The sequence below is a fragment of the Actinoplanes sichuanensis genome, assembly GCF_033097365.1.
Lineage (GTDB): Bacteria > Actinomycetota > Actinomycetes > Mycobacteriales > Micromonosporaceae > Actinoplanes > Actinoplanes sichuanensis.
On sequence record NZ_AP028461.1, the window covers coordinates 2,590,648 to 2,607,121 of the forward strand.

General features: G+C 70.7%; 16 protein-coding genes. 7 read left to right on the plus strand and 9 right to left on the minus strand.

Translation table 11 applies throughout. The annotated features are described in order from the left end of the window. Positions 1–13 precede the first annotated feature (13 nt). Genes Q0Z83_RS11495 through Q0Z83_RS11505 form a run of 3 tightly spaced genes read right to left on the minus strand, consistent with a single transcriptional unit; the run spans position 14 to position 3,152 of the window. Positions 14–1,858: an FtsX-like permease family protein gene (locus Q0Z83_RS11495; protein ID WP_317793847.1), complete on the minus strand. Its 1,845-nt coding sequence runs from the start codon at positions 1,856–1,858 to the stop codon at positions 14–16. Further along, on the minus strand, positions 1,855–2,580 hold the full coding sequence (locus tag Q0Z83_RS11500; RefSeq protein ID WP_317793848.1) for an ABC transporter ATP-binding protein: 726 nt from the start codon (positions 2,578–2,580) through the stop codon (positions 1,855–1,857). Before Q0Z83_RS11500 ends, Q0Z83_RS11495 begins: the two co-directional genes overlap by 4 nt. Beyond that, the gene (locus tag Q0Z83_RS11505; RefSeq protein ID WP_317793849.1) at positions 2,577–3,152 is read right to left on the minus strand and encodes a PadR family transcriptional regulator; all 576 of its coding nucleotides are present in this window, start codon (positions 3,150–3,152) and stop codon (positions 2,577–2,579) included. Before Q0Z83_RS11505 ends, Q0Z83_RS11500 begins: the two co-directional genes overlap by 4 nt. 164 nt (positions 3,153–3,316) lie before the next feature. On the opposite strand from Q0Z83_RS11505, the gene Q0Z83_RS11510 reads away from it, so the two are divergent. After that, positions 3,317–4,465, plus strand: a complete 1,149-nt coding sequence (locus tag Q0Z83_RS11510; protein WP_317793851.1) for a WD40 repeat domain-containing protein — start codon at positions 3,317–3,319, stop codon at positions 4,463–4,465. Between the two features lie 24 nt (positions 4,466–4,489). Here Q0Z83_RS11510 and Q0Z83_RS11515 read toward each other — a convergent pair whose 3' ends face one another. Together Q0Z83_RS11515 and Q0Z83_RS11520 are read right to left on the minus strand one after the other, a co-directional pair. Next, complete coding sequence (locus Q0Z83_RS11515; RefSeq protein ID WP_317793852.1) at positions 4,490–4,867, minus strand: hypothetical protein; 378 nt, start codon at positions 4,865–4,867, stop codon at positions 4,490–4,492. 60 nt (positions 4,868–4,927) lie between these two features. After that, positions 4,928–6,007, minus strand: a complete 1,080-nt coding sequence (locus Q0Z83_RS11520; RefSeq protein WP_317793853.1) for an endonuclease/exonuclease/phosphatase family protein — start codon at positions 6,005–6,007, stop codon at positions 4,928–4,930. A 306-nt stretch (positions 6,008–6,313) separates the two neighbouring features. Here Q0Z83_RS11520 and Q0Z83_RS11525 point away from each other — a divergent pair, with 306 nt between their 5' ends. Beyond that, positions 6,314–8,890 (plus strand): sensor domain-containing protein, encoded by a 2,577-nt coding sequence (locus tag Q0Z83_RS11525; protein ID WP_317793854.1) that lies wholly within the window; start codon positions 6,314–6,316, stop codon positions 8,888–8,890. A gap of 52 nt (positions 8,891–8,942) precedes the next feature. Here Q0Z83_RS11525 and Q0Z83_RS11530 read toward each other — a convergent pair whose 3' ends face one another. Then, entirely contained in the window at positions 8,943–9,581 is a 639-nt protein-coding gene (locus Q0Z83_RS11530) for a DUF4360 domain-containing protein (RefSeq protein ID WP_317793855.1), read from the minus strand. Positions 9,582–9,874: 293 nt separating this feature from the next. Beyond that, entirely contained in the window at positions 9,875–11,242 is a 1,368-nt protein-coding gene (locus Q0Z83_RS11535; RefSeq protein WP_317793856.1) for a glycoside hydrolase family 6 protein, read from the minus strand. Between the two features lie 182 nt (positions 11,243–11,424). Between Q0Z83_RS11535 and Q0Z83_RS11540 the strand changes: the two genes are divergently transcribed. Then, on the plus strand, positions 11,425–12,042 hold the full coding sequence (locus Q0Z83_RS11540) for a PH domain-containing protein (protein ID WP_317793857.1): 618 nt from the start codon (positions 11,425–11,427) through the stop codon (positions 12,040–12,042). Between the two features lie 46 nt (positions 12,043–12,088). Here the strand turns inward: Q0Z83_RS11540 and Q0Z83_RS11545 are convergent, their stop codons facing one another. After that, positions 12,089–13,099, minus strand: coding sequence for a hypothetical protein (locus Q0Z83_RS11545; RefSeq protein ID WP_317793858.1), 1,011 nt, complete (start codon positions 13,097–13,099; stop codon positions 12,089–12,091). Further along, positions 13,099–13,650 (minus strand): SigE family RNA polymerase sigma factor, encoded by a 552-nt coding sequence (locus Q0Z83_RS11550; RefSeq protein WP_317793859.1) that lies wholly within the window; start codon positions 13,648–13,650, stop codon positions 13,099–13,101. Before Q0Z83_RS11550 ends, Q0Z83_RS11545 begins: the two co-directional genes overlap by 1 nt. A gap of 61 nt (positions 13,651–13,711) precedes the next feature. Here Q0Z83_RS11550 and Q0Z83_RS11555 point away from each other — a divergent pair, with 61 nt between their 5' ends. From Q0Z83_RS11555 to Q0Z83_RS11570, 4 genes are all read left to right on the plus strand, one after another. Next, positions 13,712–14,104, plus strand: coding sequence for a hypothetical protein (locus tag Q0Z83_RS11555; RefSeq protein WP_317793860.1), 393 nt, complete (start codon positions 13,712–13,714; stop codon positions 14,102–14,104). A gap of 183 nt (positions 14,105–14,287) precedes the next feature. Then, the gene (locus Q0Z83_RS11560; RefSeq protein WP_317797066.1) at positions 14,288–14,926 is read left to right on the plus strand and encodes a DsbA family protein; all 639 of its coding nucleotides are present in this window, start codon (positions 14,288–14,290) and stop codon (positions 14,924–14,926) included. Then, positions 14,923–15,522: a vitamin K epoxide reductase family protein gene (locus Q0Z83_RS11565; protein ID WP_317793861.1), complete on the plus strand. Its 600-nt coding sequence runs from the start codon at positions 14,923–14,925 to the stop codon at positions 15,520–15,522. The genes Q0Z83_RS11560 and Q0Z83_RS11565 overlap by 4 nt, the downstream gene beginning before the upstream one ends. Positions 15,523–15,700: 178 nt before the next feature. Further along, entirely contained in the window at positions 15,701–16,408 is a 708-nt protein-coding gene (locus tag Q0Z83_RS11570; protein WP_317793862.1) for a hypothetical protein, read from the plus strand. Positions 16,409–16,474: the final 66 nt, after the last annotated feature.

A 16,474-nucleotide genomic window follows, 5' to 3' on the forward strand; every position in this document is an offset into this window, starting at 1 on the left:
GATATCGGCTGTGTCACTCCAGTGGTACCCGCACCAGGGATCGTGGTTCGCGGCCGGCGAGCAACCAGCCGAGGACGGTGGCGATCAGTGGCACGCCGACGGCGATCACGGTCAGATCGATGATCGGTACGCGTGCCAGTTCGCGGAGTTGCTCGGCGGAGGAACCGGCCAGGATGACGGTGTATGCGGCGCCGATGCCCAGGACCGCGCCGAGGAGCGCGAGTCCGCCCGCGGTCGCCGAGGTCAGGGTGCGCCGAATGCCCCGGGTCGCGCCGACCGCGGTCAGGGTGCGCAGGTCACCGGCCGCCTCGGCTCTGATCAGGCCGACGGTCACGGCGAGGATCACCAGCGCGAGCAGCGCTCCGGCGGTGGTGGCGATGGTGCGCAGCGCGAGTAACTCGTCGCTGTCGGCCGGGTCCGATTCGAGGACTCGCGCACCGATCACGATCGCGGCCGGGATCGCCAGCGCCACGCTGATCGCGGCCAGCGCGGCACTGGATCGGGCCTGGTGGCGGGCGAGGTCGCGGAACGCCAGCCGGGTGACGACGGGAAGTCCGGCGGCGGCCGCCGCGAGCAGCCGGATCGCCGACGGCCCGATCGACAGCAGGGCGAACCCGATCGCGAGCGTGCCACCCACGACCAGTGCCACGTCGCCGACCGAGAGCGCGTCGCCGTCGGCGGGCCGGTTGCTCTGCACCAGCCGTAACGCCACGACGCCCAGCACGACCAGCACGGCTGCGGCCACGGCGGACCGACGTGCCCGTTCGGGCCGTGGCGGACGGGCGGACAGCGCGAGCGTCACCGGAAGCCGCGCCGCGGAGTGCGCCGGTCGCCAGGCGGCGACGGTGGCGGCCAGGATCGTGAGCAGGACGGTGACGGCGATCTGGCCCCACGGCAGATCGAGCGGACCGATCCGGTGACCGGCCGCGGTCTCGAACCGGGGCGTGACGGCGAACCAGGCCAGGGCGCCCAGCGGCGTGCCGATCACGGCGGCGGTGGTGCCGACCGCGGCGCCGTGGGCCAGCAGGACGAGCCGCAGGTGCCGTGGGGTGGCGCCGATCGCGGCGAGCATGCCGAGCTGGCGTTGCCGCCGGTGCGCGACGACGGCGAAACCGGCTGCCGCGATGAGCCCGATGAGCAGCATCCCGACGGTGAACACGCTGAACACGCCGGCTGCCGCCTCGACCCAGACCAGCGTCGGGCGCAGGGCGTACGCCGGATGGCCGTTCGCTGCCCGGTACTGCTCGAAACGTCGTGCGGTGGCGTCGGTGAGCAGCGTGACCGACTGCGGTGACCCACCGGCGGTGGGTGCGTCGAGAATGAACTGGGCGCGCAGGTCGGCGGGGTTCTCGACCGTGCCGACGACGGTCCAGGTGCGGCCGGCGACGGTCAGGCGGTCGCCGACGCGGGTGTGCAGACGTACGGCGATCTGGTCGGTGACCGCGGCCTCGCCGGGTGCGGTCGGGTAGCGGCCGTCGCGTAGCCGGAGCATCGGTGCGCCGTACGGCCCGGTGGGGTCCTGCCTGCGCAGTCGCACCGTGCCCGCCGAGCCGGGGCCGGGCAGGTCGGTGTGTCCGATGACCTCGACGGTGCCGAACCAGTCGCGGGCCTGTGCGATCCGGGCGTCGAGGGGCCGGTCGCCGTCGGCGTACAGGGTGAGCGATTGGCGTGCGGTGCCGAAGGCGGCGGTGGCGGGTGGGGTCGCGTGGTAGCCGGCGGACACGGCGACGACCGCGGCGGTGACGGCGACGGTCAGCAGGGTCAGCACCGCGATCTGTTGACGCCACTCGCGGCGGAACAGGCGCAGCGCCCAGCGGACGACCGCGCGCCGCGCCGGGAGTCCGCCGTTGCGGCTCATCGGCCGTCACCGGGGGTGAGCAGTGACTCCGGCCCGGGGCCGGGGACGGTCTGATCGGCCAGTCGGCCGTCGCGGAGGAACACCACCCGGTCGGCCCAGGACGCCATCCGGGCGTCGTGGGTGACCACGACGCAGGCCACGCCGTCGTCGGCGGACCGGCGCAGCAGGCGCATCACCGTCTCACCGCTGAGCGAGTCGAGGGCGCCGGTGGGTTCGTCGGCCAGCAGTAGGCGGCGCTGCCCGACGACGGCGCGGGCGATGGCGACGCGTTGCCGTTCGCCGCCGGACAGTTCGTCGGGGTCGCGGGCGGCGCGATCGGTGAGTTCGAGCTTGGCGAGTACGTCCATCGCGGCGGCGCGGGCGGCCTTGACCGGTGTGCCGTCCAGCTCCAGCGGAAGGGCCACGTTCTCCACGGCGGTGAGCCCGGCGAGCAGGTTGAAGTCCTGGAAGACGTAGCCGATGGCCTGTCGTCGCAGGCGTGCGCGGTCGTTGCGGGACAGGTCGGCCGGGTCGTGGCCGGTGATGACGACGCTGCCGCTGGTCGGTTCCTCCAGGGTGCCGGCGATGGTGAGCAGGGTGCTCTTGCCGGACCCGCTCGGACCCATCACCGCGACGAGCTCGCCGCCGCGCACGGTCAGGTCGATCTCGCGTAACGCGTGCACCGCGGTGGGACCCGATCCGTGGGTCTTGGACACCCGGCGCAGTTCGAGGACGGCGGTCATCGTCGGATCCCGGCGATCCGGCGGCCGGCCCGGGGTGCGTCGGCCGGGCGGTCGGTGGTGGCGGGCAGGCGTGCGAGCCGGGCGTCGGCGATGTCGAGCCATCTGATGATCGCCTCGATCCGGAACAGTTCCGAGTCGGCGACCAGGGACAGCTCCACCTCGGCGTCGGTGAGGTCGGCTTTGAGTCGGGTGTACTCCTGCATCGCCTGGACGAGGTGGCGCCGGTGACTTTGGAGCAGCTGGGGCATGTCCACGCCCGGCACCCGCATCGCCACCAGCACCTTCATGACCAGCTCGTCGCGTGGCGGTGGGACGACGTCGGGGGGAGTGAGCAGCCAGGTCCGCAGTTCGTCGGCACCGGCCGGGGTGATGGTAAACGCGTTCTGTGGTCGGCCGCCGCCGTCCTCCGACTCGACGAGGCCGTCGCGTTCGAGCCGCTGCAGGGTGGTGTAGACCTGCCCGACGTTCAGCGGCCACACCTCACCGGTCCTGGCTTCGAACTCCTGCCGTAACTGCAGGCCGTACTTCGGGCCCTCGCTGAGCAGGGCCAATAGGGTGTGCCGGATGCTCATACCGAGTAATATACCGGGTATGCAGCGGCTCGGGTCAAGCCGTCGGCCTCTACTCGACGGCATGGAAACCATCGAAACGTCACTTCAGGTCTTAAACCAATACTTACGGTACGGACGTGGCTACCAATACTGAAAGAGGACGTTCGCTCGCGGGCGGTGTCAACGTGGCGGTCGCAGTGGCCCTGCTCGGGTTCACCGCCGCCGTCGCCGTCTCGCCCAGCACCTCGCAACCCTCGCTCACCCTGACGTCAGCGGTCGCGGTACCGACCGGCGCAGACCTCGAAGCCCGGCTCCGCGCCGTCGTCGACGGTGTGAACGGGCGCATCGCACTGCGCCCGGACGGCAAGATGTTCGCCACCGTCAGCGCCGGCACGGTACGGGTGTGGAGCACCGCCGCCGGCCGCCCGACCGGAGTGCCGATCACCGGCATCACCGGAACCGTCCACGCGGTCGAGTTCAGTGCCGACGGCGAACTGCTGGCCGTCGCCGGTGACGGCGGGGTGTCGCTGTGGGACCCGGCCACCGGCGAGCGGTCCGGTGCACCGTTGACCGGCCACACCGGAGCGGTGCGCACGGTGTCCTTCAGCTCGACCGGCAAGCTGATGGCCACCGGCGGCGACGACGGAACGGCCCGGCTGTGGGATCCGGCCACCGGTCGCTTGGTGCACACCCTGACCGGGCACACCGGCGCCGTACGCAACGTCGTGTTCAGCCGCAACGGCAAGCGGCTCGCGACCACCGGGGCCGACGACACGGTACGGCTGTGGCAGCCCACGACCGGCCGTCCGATCGGCGAACCCCGGACCGTCGCCCCCGGACCGGTCTACGCGATGAGCTTCAGCCCCGACGGCCGGCTGCTGGCCGCCTCCGGCGGCGGCAACACCGTCCGGCTCTGGAACCCGATCACCGGCGAACCCGCGGGCGTTCCGCTGACCGGCAGCTCCGGGCCAGTGCTCGGACTCACCTTCAGCCTCGGCCACAAACTGCTGGCCACGTCCTCCGGCGGCGACAGCACCGTCCAGGTGTGGAACACCACGACCCGCCGCCCGGCCATCGCGCCACTGACCGGACACAACCGGCCGGTACGCGCCATGCGGTTCGCCCGCGGCGGGGAACTGCTGGTCACCGGCAGCGACGACGGCACCGTACGGCTGTGGAACACCGAGACCGGAGCCGCCGAAGCCGCCCCGCTGACCGGCCACACCGGCCCGGTCTGGTCGCTGCGGATCAACGCGAGCGGCAAACGGCTGGTCACCGCCGGAGCCGACGGCAAGGTGCGGCTGTGGCACATCACCGACGAGGACCCGGCCTGATCCGGTGAACCTGATGGAGCACGGTCACGGCCGTGCTCCATCATCGAGTGACCCGATCCGGTCGTCCAGCGCCTGAATCCGTTTCCGGAGGACCTTCGCGTCCCGGGCCGGCAGCGCGTGCAGCACCCGGTCCAGGATCTCCCGGTTGTCCCGCGGATCGGGGCAGCAACCGACCTCGCCGTAATAGATCTGGTCCGCGCGTTCGTCGTCGTCGGCGCGGGCGAAACCCTCCCAGCCCTTCAGTGCGATCCACGCACCACTGGGGCCGAGGCGGGTTCGTTCGAGCCGGGCGAGGGCCCGCAGGCCCTTGGCGGACACGCCGTCGATCACGGCGATCCGTGTGCCCGGCTTGCGCCGCCGGGGCAGCTCGGCACGGACGGACCCGGGCGGCTTACGCGACATCGCTCCAAGAGGTGATCGTCATGACGGGCAGTGTTCCACGCACCCGCCGGCGACGACAACCTACTTCGCCGGGCGTCGCCAGTCGATGGTGGCCGCGACACCGGCGTGGTCGGAGGTGTATCGCGGCGCGGTCGCCCGGAACGGGTCCGCTCCGACGACCCTGGCGTCCCTCGGCGACGCGGCGCCGCCGAGCAGCACCAGATCGATCCGTGACGCCGCTTGCGAGGCCGGATTGTCCAAGCCGGGGTTCTGGCAGCACGTGTAGCCCGGCCCCGTGGTCCAGGCGTCCCGGAACCGGCCGGTCAGCAGCTGGTAGGTGTCGGTCGTACTGCCGTCGGCGGCCGAGTTGAAGTCACCGACCGCGATCACCGTTCCCGGGCCGGCGGCGGGCCCGGCGAGGAACTCGGTGACCTGGGCCTTCTGGATCTGCGGAAACCGCTGAGTCTCCAGGTGGGTGGTGACGAACCGGAACGACACCCCGTGGTGCTTCGCCTCGATGGACGCCCAGCCGTGCACCAGTTGGACCGGCGGAGCTCCTCCCGGCAGCGGCACGGTCAGCCGGGCCTGGTAGACGCCGTGGCTCGGGGCCGACCAGTGCAGGCCGGGAGTGCGGTCGTTCACGAGCAGCACGTCGCTGTCCCGCAACCGCAGCGTGCACGCCCCGATCGTGGCCGACGCGCAGGGGGCGGTCAGCGGCATCGGGCCGATGTCGGAACCGGGTGACGTGGCCGCGACCGTGTAGTGCAGGCCGCGGCGGGCGAGTGCCTGCCGCAGAACGGCCAGGAAGTCCTGGGACGGCCCGGCGCCCGGACCGGTCGTCGTCCACGTGACGACCTCCTGCAACCCGAGCAGGTCGGGACGCTCCCGCTGGATCTCGTCGGCGAGACCCTCGGCTCGTACGGCGAAGTCGGTCGCCCGTACCTGTGCGTAGATCATCGAGACCGCCGCGAGCAACGCGGGCGTGTCCTGCACCGTGAGGGCCGGGGTGAGGTCGGCACCGAGGTAGATGTTGCGGGTCATCACCCGCAGATGCTGCGGTTCGACGGGTCCGGCCGTGGTGGGTTCGGCCCAGGCCGGCCCGGCCGGCAGCGCCATGACACTGGCGAGTGCGAGAGCGACGAATGGGGAGCGCGTTTTCACCGGCGAAGATTCCCAGACGTACGGCCGCCTTGCCGATGCCCCGATCGGAGCAGGTGACACCCGCCCCGATCGACTGCGGTGACGAAGATCGGCGCCGGTCCGGCTGTTGTGCTGCTCAACCGTCATGTCGCAGGAGGCGGTCGCAACCCGGCCGCCGTGCGGTGTGCACGAGCAGGCACCACACCCCGTCCGAACAAGCGATCCGGAACGGGTGAGCCGGACGGCGTACCGAATCTTGAATCCCTCAAGTGGTGACCGAGCCCACCGATCACCTGTGGGAAGAACCGGACGGCACAGGAGCGGTGAGTGAGCGACGACGAGGGACAGGCACGGCTGTTCGGCTCCGCCTTCGACCACGCCTCGGCGGGCATGACACTGGTCGACGACTCCGGGATCTACCTGCGCGTGAACCGGGCCTACGCCGACTTCATCGGCTACACCGTCGAGGAACTCGTCGGCCGTTACTTCGGTGACTTCACCTGTACGCGGGACCACGACGCCGACGTCGCCCTGGTCGGTGATCTCATCTCCGGGGTGCGCAGCGCGATCCTGCGGGAGAAGGAATACCGGCACCGCGACGGCCGGATCCTGCCGGCGCTGGTCTCCAGCACGCTGGTCCGGCCGATCCCCGGCGGCCGGTGGCAACTGTTGAGCACCGTCGACTCCCTGACCGAGCAGCACAGTGCGCAGCGGCAACTGGCCGAGATGAGCTCCACCGTCGACGGCATCGTCACGGTGGATCAGGCCGGTCGAATCGTGGCGTGGAACCAGGGTGCCGAGCGGCTGCTCGGGTACACCTCGGCCGACATGCTCGGCCAGGAGTTCGCGGTCGTCGTCCCGGTGCGGGTCCGCCAGGAGTACCAGGCGGGGCTCGCGCAGTTCGTCGCCGGTGGCAGTCCGTTGCGCGGTACCACCGTCGAGGTGCCGGCCGTGCACGCCGACGGCCGGGAACTGCTGACCGAGTTGTCGTTGTCGACCTGGGCCCATGACGGGCACCCGCGCTACACGGCCATCCTGCGGGACGTGACCGTACAGCGTCGCGCGCAGCGGGCGGCCGCGCTGATCCGCCATGCCGCAGTGACGGCCAACAGCGCCGACGCCTTCGATGACGCCGCCGCCGACGTGGTGCGGGAGGTGTGCGTACGCCTGCAGTGGCGGGCCGGGCATGCCTGGATCAGCGGCAGCGAACGCGCGGTGTGGCACGTCGGTGAGCACGGGCACGACGCCGCCTGCACGCTGTCGGAGTGCGCCGCGCGAGGTGATGCGGGGAGCATGTCGGAGATGCCGGGTGACGGCGTCGCACTGATCGTCACCGACCTCGCCCGCCTCAAGCCGTGGGGCGGGTCGCTGGCCGGCTGCGGGATCGGCGCCGCCGTGGCGGTGCCGGTGCTGACCGGCGGCGAGGCGATCGGGGTGCTCTCGTTCTATCTGCCCGCCGACATCGCCACGCCGGACCACGATCTGCTGCAGGCGCTGGAGCAGATCGGCCTGGCGCTGGGCCGGGTCGTGGAACGGCAGCGCACCAACGAGACATTGGCCTGGCAGGCGACTCACGATCCGGTCACCGATCTCGCCAACCGCCGGTTGCTGCTGGACCACATCCGCGACAGCCAGCAGGCCTGCCGCAGTGTCGCGGCGCAGAGCGCTCTGCTGCTGATCAATCTCGACCGGTTCCGGCTGGTCAACGACGCCCTCGGTTATGCGGTGGGTGACCAGGTCCTGCGGCTGGTCGCGGAGCGGCTCCGGCTCGCCGCCGGTCCGGGGAACCTACTGGCCCGGTTGAGCGCCGACGAGTTCGTCGTTCTGACCGAGCTGCCGACGGATCCCGGGAACACCGTCTCCGCCGGCCTGGCCCACCGGCTGCTGCAGGCACTGGGTGAACCGCTGACCATCGGCGGCCACGAGCTCCGGCTCCGGGCGAGCATCGGGATCCGTCCCATCCATGCCGGCAATCTGCCGCCCGGCCTCCTGCCGGCTGCCGTCCTGCGTGACGCCGACGCCGCGTTGCGGCAGGCCAAGCGTCGTGGCAAGGATCAGGTGGTGGTGTTCGACGGTGCGCTGGCGGGCACCGCGGTGCGGCGGGTCGACGACGAGATCGCCCTGGCCCGGGCCATCACCGAGGAGCAGCTCCTGGTGCACTACCAGCCGATCATCGCGCTGGACACCGGACGGCCGGTGGGCGCCGAGGCGCTGGTGCGCTGGAACCGGCCCGGTCAGGGGAGGGTCGCGCCCGATCGATTCATCCCGCTGGCCGAGGACACCGGCCTGATCATCGATCTCGGCCGCTGGGTGTTGCGCCGGGCGTGCCGGGACGCCGCGAGATGGACGTCCGAGGCCCCGGTCATGGCCGACGCGTCGGTCAGCGTGAACGTCTCGCCTCGGCAGCTGACCCATCCCCGGTTCATCGGCGATCTCGACGCCGCGCTGGCCGACAGTGGCCTGCCCGCTCGGCGGCTCACCCTGGAGATCACCGAGACCGCGTTGATCAGCGAGCCGGAGGCGGTGATGGAGACCCTGCACGAGATCCGCATCCGCGGGGTCCAGTTGGCGCTGGACGACTTCGGCACCGGCTACAGCTCGCTGAGCTACGTGCAGAAGCTGCCCGCGACGATCCTGAAGATCGACAAGAGCTTCGTCGACCCGATCACCGGGCCGGGCGCCGGAACCTCGCTCAGTGAGGTCGTGATCAAACTCGCCGATGCCACCGGGCTGGTCACCGTCGCCGAGGGCGTGGAGAACCCGGAACAGGCCAGCGCCCTGCGGTTGCTCGGCTGCCACCGCGGTCAGGGATACACCTGGTCGCGGCCGATCGCGCAGAACGAGTTGTCGCAGATCGCCGGAGCTCTCTCGATCGTCAGCGACGTTCCCGGCACCGCCGTCTGACGTCGGGGTGCCCGGCCGGGCCGGCCCGGTGTGGGCCGGCCGTGCCGAACCGTCAGCACTTCTTCCAGGCGACGTGGTACACGGTGTCGAGATTGCCGTCGGTGGAGTCCATGGTGAGGAAGCTGGTGGCCTTGCGGTTGGAGGTGCCGGCGTTGACCCGTAGTTCGGTGTTGACGTTGAGGTAGCGGCGTTCGCCGCAGGGCAGGAAGGACAGCGAACTGATGCCGATGGTGTCGGTGCGCTGCCAGTCGCCATCGGCCGGGCCGGTGAAGTTGTGCCGGGTCGCGGTGGTGCGCGGCTCACCCTGGAAGTAGTAGAACGCGGCCTGGAGGCCGGACGCCCCGCGTTCCAGCCGGGCGAAGCCCCGGTAGTCGGTGCGGGCAATGGCGTAGGTGAATCCCTCCGGAACGTCGACCGAGAGGGCCATCTGGCAGTTCTTGCGGAAGTCGATGGCCTTGGCGCCGGCGCCGACCTGTGCGGTGAAGGCGCTGTAGGTCACGGTGAAGGCCTTGTTGTCCGGCGACACGGTGACGTCGGCGGTGCCCAGCGGGCAGCCGGAGCCGTTGGCGGACACGACGCTGATGGACATCCGATCCTGCGGCGCCGGAGGCCCGGGGGAGGCTGCCGCCGGTGCCGGGCAGGCGGCGAGATAGGCGAGCATGGCGGTGCCGGTGGCGAAGATCTTGAACATGGCAGCTCCTACCGAGCGAATCGGGCAATACGCAGCGAACGTACATATATGCCCTATTTGCCACAAGATGTTCGTCTGGGGGTTTGATCTCCTGAAGGTGACTTTCACGCCGATACCGGCCGCATGGCTGATCACTGGATGGGCCGCCCGGCCGGAGGTGGTGCAACGAACAACCGACCCCGAAGGCCGGCGGTGGGTGATCGCGGCCGCGGCCGGTTGGCGAGCGACCGCGGCCGCGATCGGTGAGGCGGGCGGCCGAGCCGTGAGTGCGGGCACGGCCCGGCCGACCGCCGTCAGGGGGAGGTGCAGGTCAGGGTGGGTGCCCCGGTGGTGCCGGTGGCGATGAACCCGAAGGTGGTGGAGCCGTCGGCGGGCAGGTTGCCGTTCCAGGAGACGTTGCGGACGCTGACCGTGGAGCCGGAGGTGGTCAGCGTGCCGTTCCAGACCTGGCTGATCGAGGAACCGGACGGCAGCGTCCAGGAGACCGTCCAGCCGTTGGGCGTACCGCTGCCGGCCTGGACTTTGACCTCGCCCTGGTAACCGCCGTTCCAGGTGCTCACCGCTCGCAGGGTGGCGCCGCAGGCACCGGTCGGCAGCGACGGTGACGTCGATGGGGAGGACGACGGCGACGAGGACGGTGACGACGAGGGCGACGACGACGGTGAGGACGGCGCCGACGTCGGTGAGGACGGCGGGTTGGGTGCCGAACTGGCCAGGCTGTAGGCGAGGTCCGGCTGGAACGAGCCGGCGGCGTACCGGCAGCCGTCGGCCTCACCCGGCGGCTTGATCCACAGGTAGGCGTCGATGTTCGCGTCGCCGGTGTTCACCGTCGGGTACTGCCCGATCCGGCGGTCGGTGTTGTCGTCGCCGCACCAGTCGCCACTGGCGCCACCGTTGCGGCTGGTGTCGATCACCTGCCGTTTGCCGTTGACGCCCTGCCCGCTCAGCGAGGAGATGATCGAGCGGCCGTACGCCGACTCCGCGCTCGTCGGTTGGAAGTTGGAGGCGTTGGTGTAGAAGCCGTCCGCGTCCGCGACACCGGCGGCGACCAGCCGGGACGCCTGGTCACCGGCGCTGTTCCAGGCGGAGTGCCCGCCGTCGAGGTAGACCTTGGCGTTCGGGTTGCCGGCCTTCAGGGTCTGGGTGGCGGTGCGCAGCGCCTGGTTGCGGGCCGCGATCTCGGTGCTGTTCAGGCAGGTGAGCAAGGCGATCGAGTCGGGCTCCAGGTTCAGCACGACGGTCTGGCCGCCCAGGTTGCGGGCGATGTTGCCGATCCACGTCTGGTACTGGGTGAGGTCGGGAGCGCCGCCCGAGCTGGCGCCGCCGCAGTCGCGGTTGGTGATGCCGTAGACGGTCAGGGCGGGGATCTGCCCGGCCGCGTTCGCGGCGTTGACGTAGGTGGCGACCTCGCTGCCGATGGTGGAGATGTTGAAGTTCGACAGCCAGCGGGTGGCCGGTTGACTGTCGATCCTGCTGCGGATCACGGTGGCGCGGGAGTCGCCGGAGTTCGACGACAGCCAGCGGGCGACCGGGGTGTTCGGGTCTCGGTAGAGGGTTCCGGAGATGGTGCCGGCGGAGGCGGTGCCGGTGACGATCAGAACGCTCGCCGCGGCCACGGTGGTGCAGGCGGCAGCGACGGCGACGACGCGGGAACGGGCCATGGGTGCTTCTCCTGGGGATGGGAGTGGGAGCGCTCCCAAGTTAACCCCATCGATGTCATCGGGCAACATTCCTGCAAAAAACGGTCCGCGAGACGGGGCCGGAGTGCGCGGGTTCGATACCGTGCCCAGCGCGCGAGAAGACGACCTCTCCGCTGACACCGAATGACAAGGAGCTGACGGCGATGACGGAGACGAACCCCGCGCTCGGCGACGTGCTGTGGTCGGGGGCCTCGCAGGATCTCACCGCGCTGGCGACGGGTGGCCGGGTGCAGACCGGCTCCTACACGGTGACCACGGACGCGATCCGGTTCTCGTCGGGTGTCATCTCCACCCGGGAGGAGGTCATCCCGATCTGGCTGGTCGTCGACGCCGACATCAACCAGCACATCACCCAGCGGGTCCGCGGCGTCGGCGACCTCATCCTGCGCCTGGACCCGGCCCACGCCGGGAAGTACGGGCAGAAACAGATCCTCCTGGATTCGATCGAGAACCCGTCCGAGGTGCGCGACCTGATCCTGCGGCAGGCGAACACGGTCCGCCGGTACTGGTCCCAGCATCACTACGACCGCGACGTCGAACTACGCCGGGCCGGCGCGGTCTCCACCAACGTCGCCGTGGTGGCCCCGCCCAACCCGGTCCCGGCACCGGTTCCCGCCCAGGCGCCGGCTCCCGCCCTGGAGGCCGCGGCCGCTCCCGGTGGCGACCTGATGGCCCAGCTCGTCCGGCTCGGCGAGATGAAGACCGCCGGACTGCTCACCGACGAGGAGTTCACCGCGGCCAAGGCGAAGCTCCTGGCGTGAGGCCGGACCGGCCGGGGGCGTGACTCCCCGGCCGGCTCGCCGCCGATCAGTCGTTGTCGTTGGCAAGGGTCTCGTAGACGTCGGCGGCCAACTCGCCGTCGACCTGCGCCGGGGCCGGCTGAGCGCCGGTCTGCCCGTACTCGGAGATCTTGATGACCAGCGGCGGCTCCGGCTCGATGCCGCCGGCCGGTTCCGAGGCCATCCGGTGTTCGGGCATCGTGACGATGAACTCGGTGAGCCGACCCTGGCCGTCGAGGGTCGCGCGGAACGGCATCGTCTTGGCGCCCACCCCGTACAGATAGGTCGGGTCGGAGAAGATCCGTTCGAGGGCCGGATCCTTCCGGGTGGCGTCGAGGGTCCCGGTGATGACGTCGCCGGAGCGCTCGGCGGTCGTCACCGCCGCGATCAGGGTGCCGGCGCCGGTGGCGTCGGGCTGGCCGGTGGTCGGGAGCGTCGCCATCACGTCCAGGTGGCTCAGCGACTCGTCGGCGGCGGCGGCCGTCACCTTCTTCTCGTCGGCGCGGACCCACCGGGTGCCGTCCAGCTGCTCGAACACCTTCATCGCGGCCTGCCCCTGTGCGCCGGTGACGTGCTGCTGGAAGTAGGTGCGGAACTGTTCGTGCTGCTCGGGACTGCCGAAGATCAGGTAGCGCATGTAGAACTCCGACCCGGTACGCAGCACCTGGTAGGTGTCGGAGTGCTCGATCAGCACACTGTCCGGCAGGTGGACCGCGCCGCGGCGGACGTCGGCGATCCAACCGGCGCCGGTCCGGCTGAACGTGTAGTCGCCGTCGGCCAGGCCGGACAGCGAGTTCTGCAACGTCTGCACGGCGTCCCCGGTGACCGCCGGCGGCAGCGCGTCCTCGTGTTTGTTCGGCGTGAGCAGGGCGATGCCGGTCGTGACCAGCACGACCGCGGCCGCCGTCACCGCCCCGGCCAGCATCCGCCGGTTGCGGCGGACCCGGCGCGCGACGTGCAGCACCTCCGCGGGCGGCAGTGGCTCGGTGGTTCGGGCCAAGTCGTTCATCGCTGTCCTCAGGTGGTCGTGAGTGGGCATCAGTGGCTCCATCGGGCGGTGATCGGGCCGGACTCGCCGTGTCCCGTGGGCGGCGCCTCGTCGGTGAGGACGACTCTCAACTTGCGCAGCGCACGCGAGCAGGTCGACTTCACCGTGCCGAGGCTGACACCGAGCGCCTCGGCGGTGTCACGTTCGGAGCAGTCGTCCAGGTAGCGCAGCACGACGATGGTCCGCTCCCGGCTGGTCAGCCGATCGAGGGCGGCGAGCAGTGCACGCCGGTCCTCGACGGTGTTCTCCGGCGTCGCGGGCTGGTCGGGTACCTCACCGACCGGCTGCTCGTGGCGCTGATGGGCGGTGCGCCACCAGTCGGTCACCGCGTTGGTCACCGCGCGGTGCACGTAGCCGTACGGGTCGTCGTGCTCGATGTGCCGCCATCGCTGGTAGGCACGTACCAGCACGGACTGCACGATGTCCCGCGCCTGTTCGTGATTGCCGCAGAGCAGCTCCGCATGTGCGATGAGCCGACCCGAACGCTGCGCCACGAAATCGATGAACGTCTCGTCGCTGTGACGGCGGCGTCTGATCTTCATGCTCGGTAGACGAAGTCGGCGGCACAAAGGTTGAGAACCGCCGCTGTTGTACTGTGAGCCGATGTCCGCGCTCCCGCGTCGCCTCGGCCTCCGGCCGCTCGCGATCGTGGCGACGGCCCTGGCGCTGCTGCTGCTCGCGATGAGCCAGCTCGCCTCGCCGGGCAACGTGAAACGGGCCTTCGGTCCGGCCGTGGACAGCCCGGTCGTCGTTCTGGTGCAGGCGGCCTGCGAGCACCCGCACACCGGTGATCAGACGACGTCGTCCCAGCACCGGCAGGACGACGTCTCGGCTCCGGCGGTGGCGCCGGTGCTGCGCCCGCCCGCCGACACGACCGGCATCCTGCTGCCTGACCTGCGGACCGATCCCGTTCTCGCCGTTGCCGTGACACCGGCTGATGATTCCACGGCGCTGCCCGCCGCGGACCCGGCCGGCCTGGGCGTCCTGCGTATATAGCGGTCCTCGCCTCCCCTTACGGACAGTTCTTCACCTCTCCCTACGGAGAGTTCCTCGCTGCTGCCGCCGTGTCCCGTGCGGTCGTCAGCCGATTCGTCGTTGGAGAAAGGACCTCCCATGCCGTCGAAAACCACCCACAAGAAAGCCGGCCGAGCCACCCGACAGCTGACCCGGGCGCCGGGCATGAGCACCAACCTGAAGGTGACCCTGAGTGTGCTGGGCGCCGCGCTGGCCGTACTGCTGCTGATCGTGGCGGTCAACCTGACCGAGCCGAAACCGGCCGGCGCCGTCGAGACGGTCCGTGCCGACAGTCATCGGCTGTCCACGGCCGCCGACGGCAAGGTCACCGTCGTCGAGTTCCTCGACTTCGAATGCGAGGCCTGCGGCGCCGCCTATCCGGGCGTCGAGAGACTGCGGGCCGAATACGGCGACCGGATCACCTACGTGGTGCGTTACTTCCCGATCGCGAGCCACCCCAACGCGTTCAATGCGGCGCATGCGGCCGAGGCCGCCGCCCGGCAGGGCAGATTCGAGCAGATGTACGTCAAACTCTTCGACAACCAGTCGGGGTGGGGCCACAGCCAGGAGTCGAGGGCGCCGGTCTTCGCCGGATACGCCGCCGAACTCGGGTTGGACATGACGAAGTACAGCGCGGACGTGACCAGTGCCGAGGTCGCCGAGCGGGTGAAGTCGGACGCCGCCGACGGGGTGGCCCTCGGTGTCCAGGGCACGCCGACGTTCTTCGTCAACGGCGAGCGGTTCACCGACCGGCCCTCCTACGAGGCGCTCAAGGCGACCATCGACGCGGAGCTGAACAAGTGACCGAAGTCGATCGTCCGGTGCTCACCGATCGGCTGATCGGCTGGATCCTCACCGTCGGCGGGCTGGTCGGTGCGCTCGCCGCGTTCGTGCTGATGGTCGAGAAGGTGGCGCTGCTCAAGGACCCGTCCTACGTCCCGAGCTGCTCGATCAACCCGATCCTGTCCTGCGGCTCGGTGATGACGACCGCGCAGGCCGAGGTGTTCGGCTTCCCGAACCCGCTGATCGGCGTGGCCGCCTTCCCGGTGGTCGCGGCGACCGGGGTGGCGGTGCTGGCCGGGGCTCGGCTGCCGCGTTGGTGGTGGCTGGCGCTGCAGGCCGGCGCGCTGTTCGGGGTGGTCTTCGTGCACTGGCTGTTCGTGCAGAGCCTCTACCGGATCGGGGCGCTCTGCCCGTACTGCATGGTGGTCTGGATCGTCATGATCTTGATCTTCTCGTATCTGACCCTGCACAACGCCGAACGGGGGCATCTGCCGGCACCACGCCGGATCACCCGGGCGCTGCTGATGGTGCACAGCACCGTGCCGCTGGTCTGGCTGTTGATCCTCACCGCGCTGATCGGGGTCAGGTTCGCCGACTACTGGCGCACGCTGCTCTGATCTCCTGGGTGGATTCCTGGCGGCGGTCTGCCCGGCAAGGCGATCGGCGGCACGGTCTCCTGGACCTGCCGGGAGCGGTGACCCGCAGCGCCGGCCGGCATTCCATGACGGGGTGTCGGCCGGCCGCCGCAACCGAGACGGAACCCGGTCTGCAACCCGCCCTGCCTAGCTTGGGCGGGTGTTCGTGTTCGGGGACGACGGCCCGCGTAGGCGGCTGGGGCTGCCGGGGGTGCTGGTGCTGCTGCTCGTGGCGGCCGGGGTGCTCGCGGCGGTCTGGTGGGATCCGACCCCGCCGTCGCCGGCCGCCGTGCCGATCCCGGCGCCTCGCGGCGACATCTCCACCGCCGAGAGCCGGGAAGAGGACGAGAGGTTCCGCAGTAGCCAGGGCTGCGACGTCGGCATATTGATCCACATCGCGGGGGACGTGCCGGCGGGTCCGGAGCAGGTCCTGAGGTTGGAGCGGCAGAGTCGCGCGGACACCTGCACGGATGCGATCGCCGATGATCCGCGGCGGGTGCGGCTCTCGCCGCCGGACGGTTGGGACAGCCAGGCGGTGGAGATCCACGCCGCGATGGACCGCGTCCTCTGCCCGCCCACCACCGAATGCCGGCACCACGAACCGAACAAGCAGCCGAAGCTCACCGACGCCGATCTGGCCGCGGTGCGGCAGGCGCTGATCGACATCGGTCGCCCCGAGGCGGAGGTCCGGCCCGTGCAGTACGGCGACGGCGGCCCGGGGCGGACCGTGATGTACGGGATCCCACTGGGACATGACGCTTGCGCGGTCTCCTACGCGACCATCGGCCTGCATCCGGGCCGGCTCGGCGCCGTCGGCGTCCTGACCAGCGGCCGATGTCTGCGCCCGGCCGAAGAGAAGCCGGACTGACATTCATGCCCGTCGCCGCCGGCGCGGCAACGGTGGACGCCGTGGACGGCTGGATGAGGCGGGTCG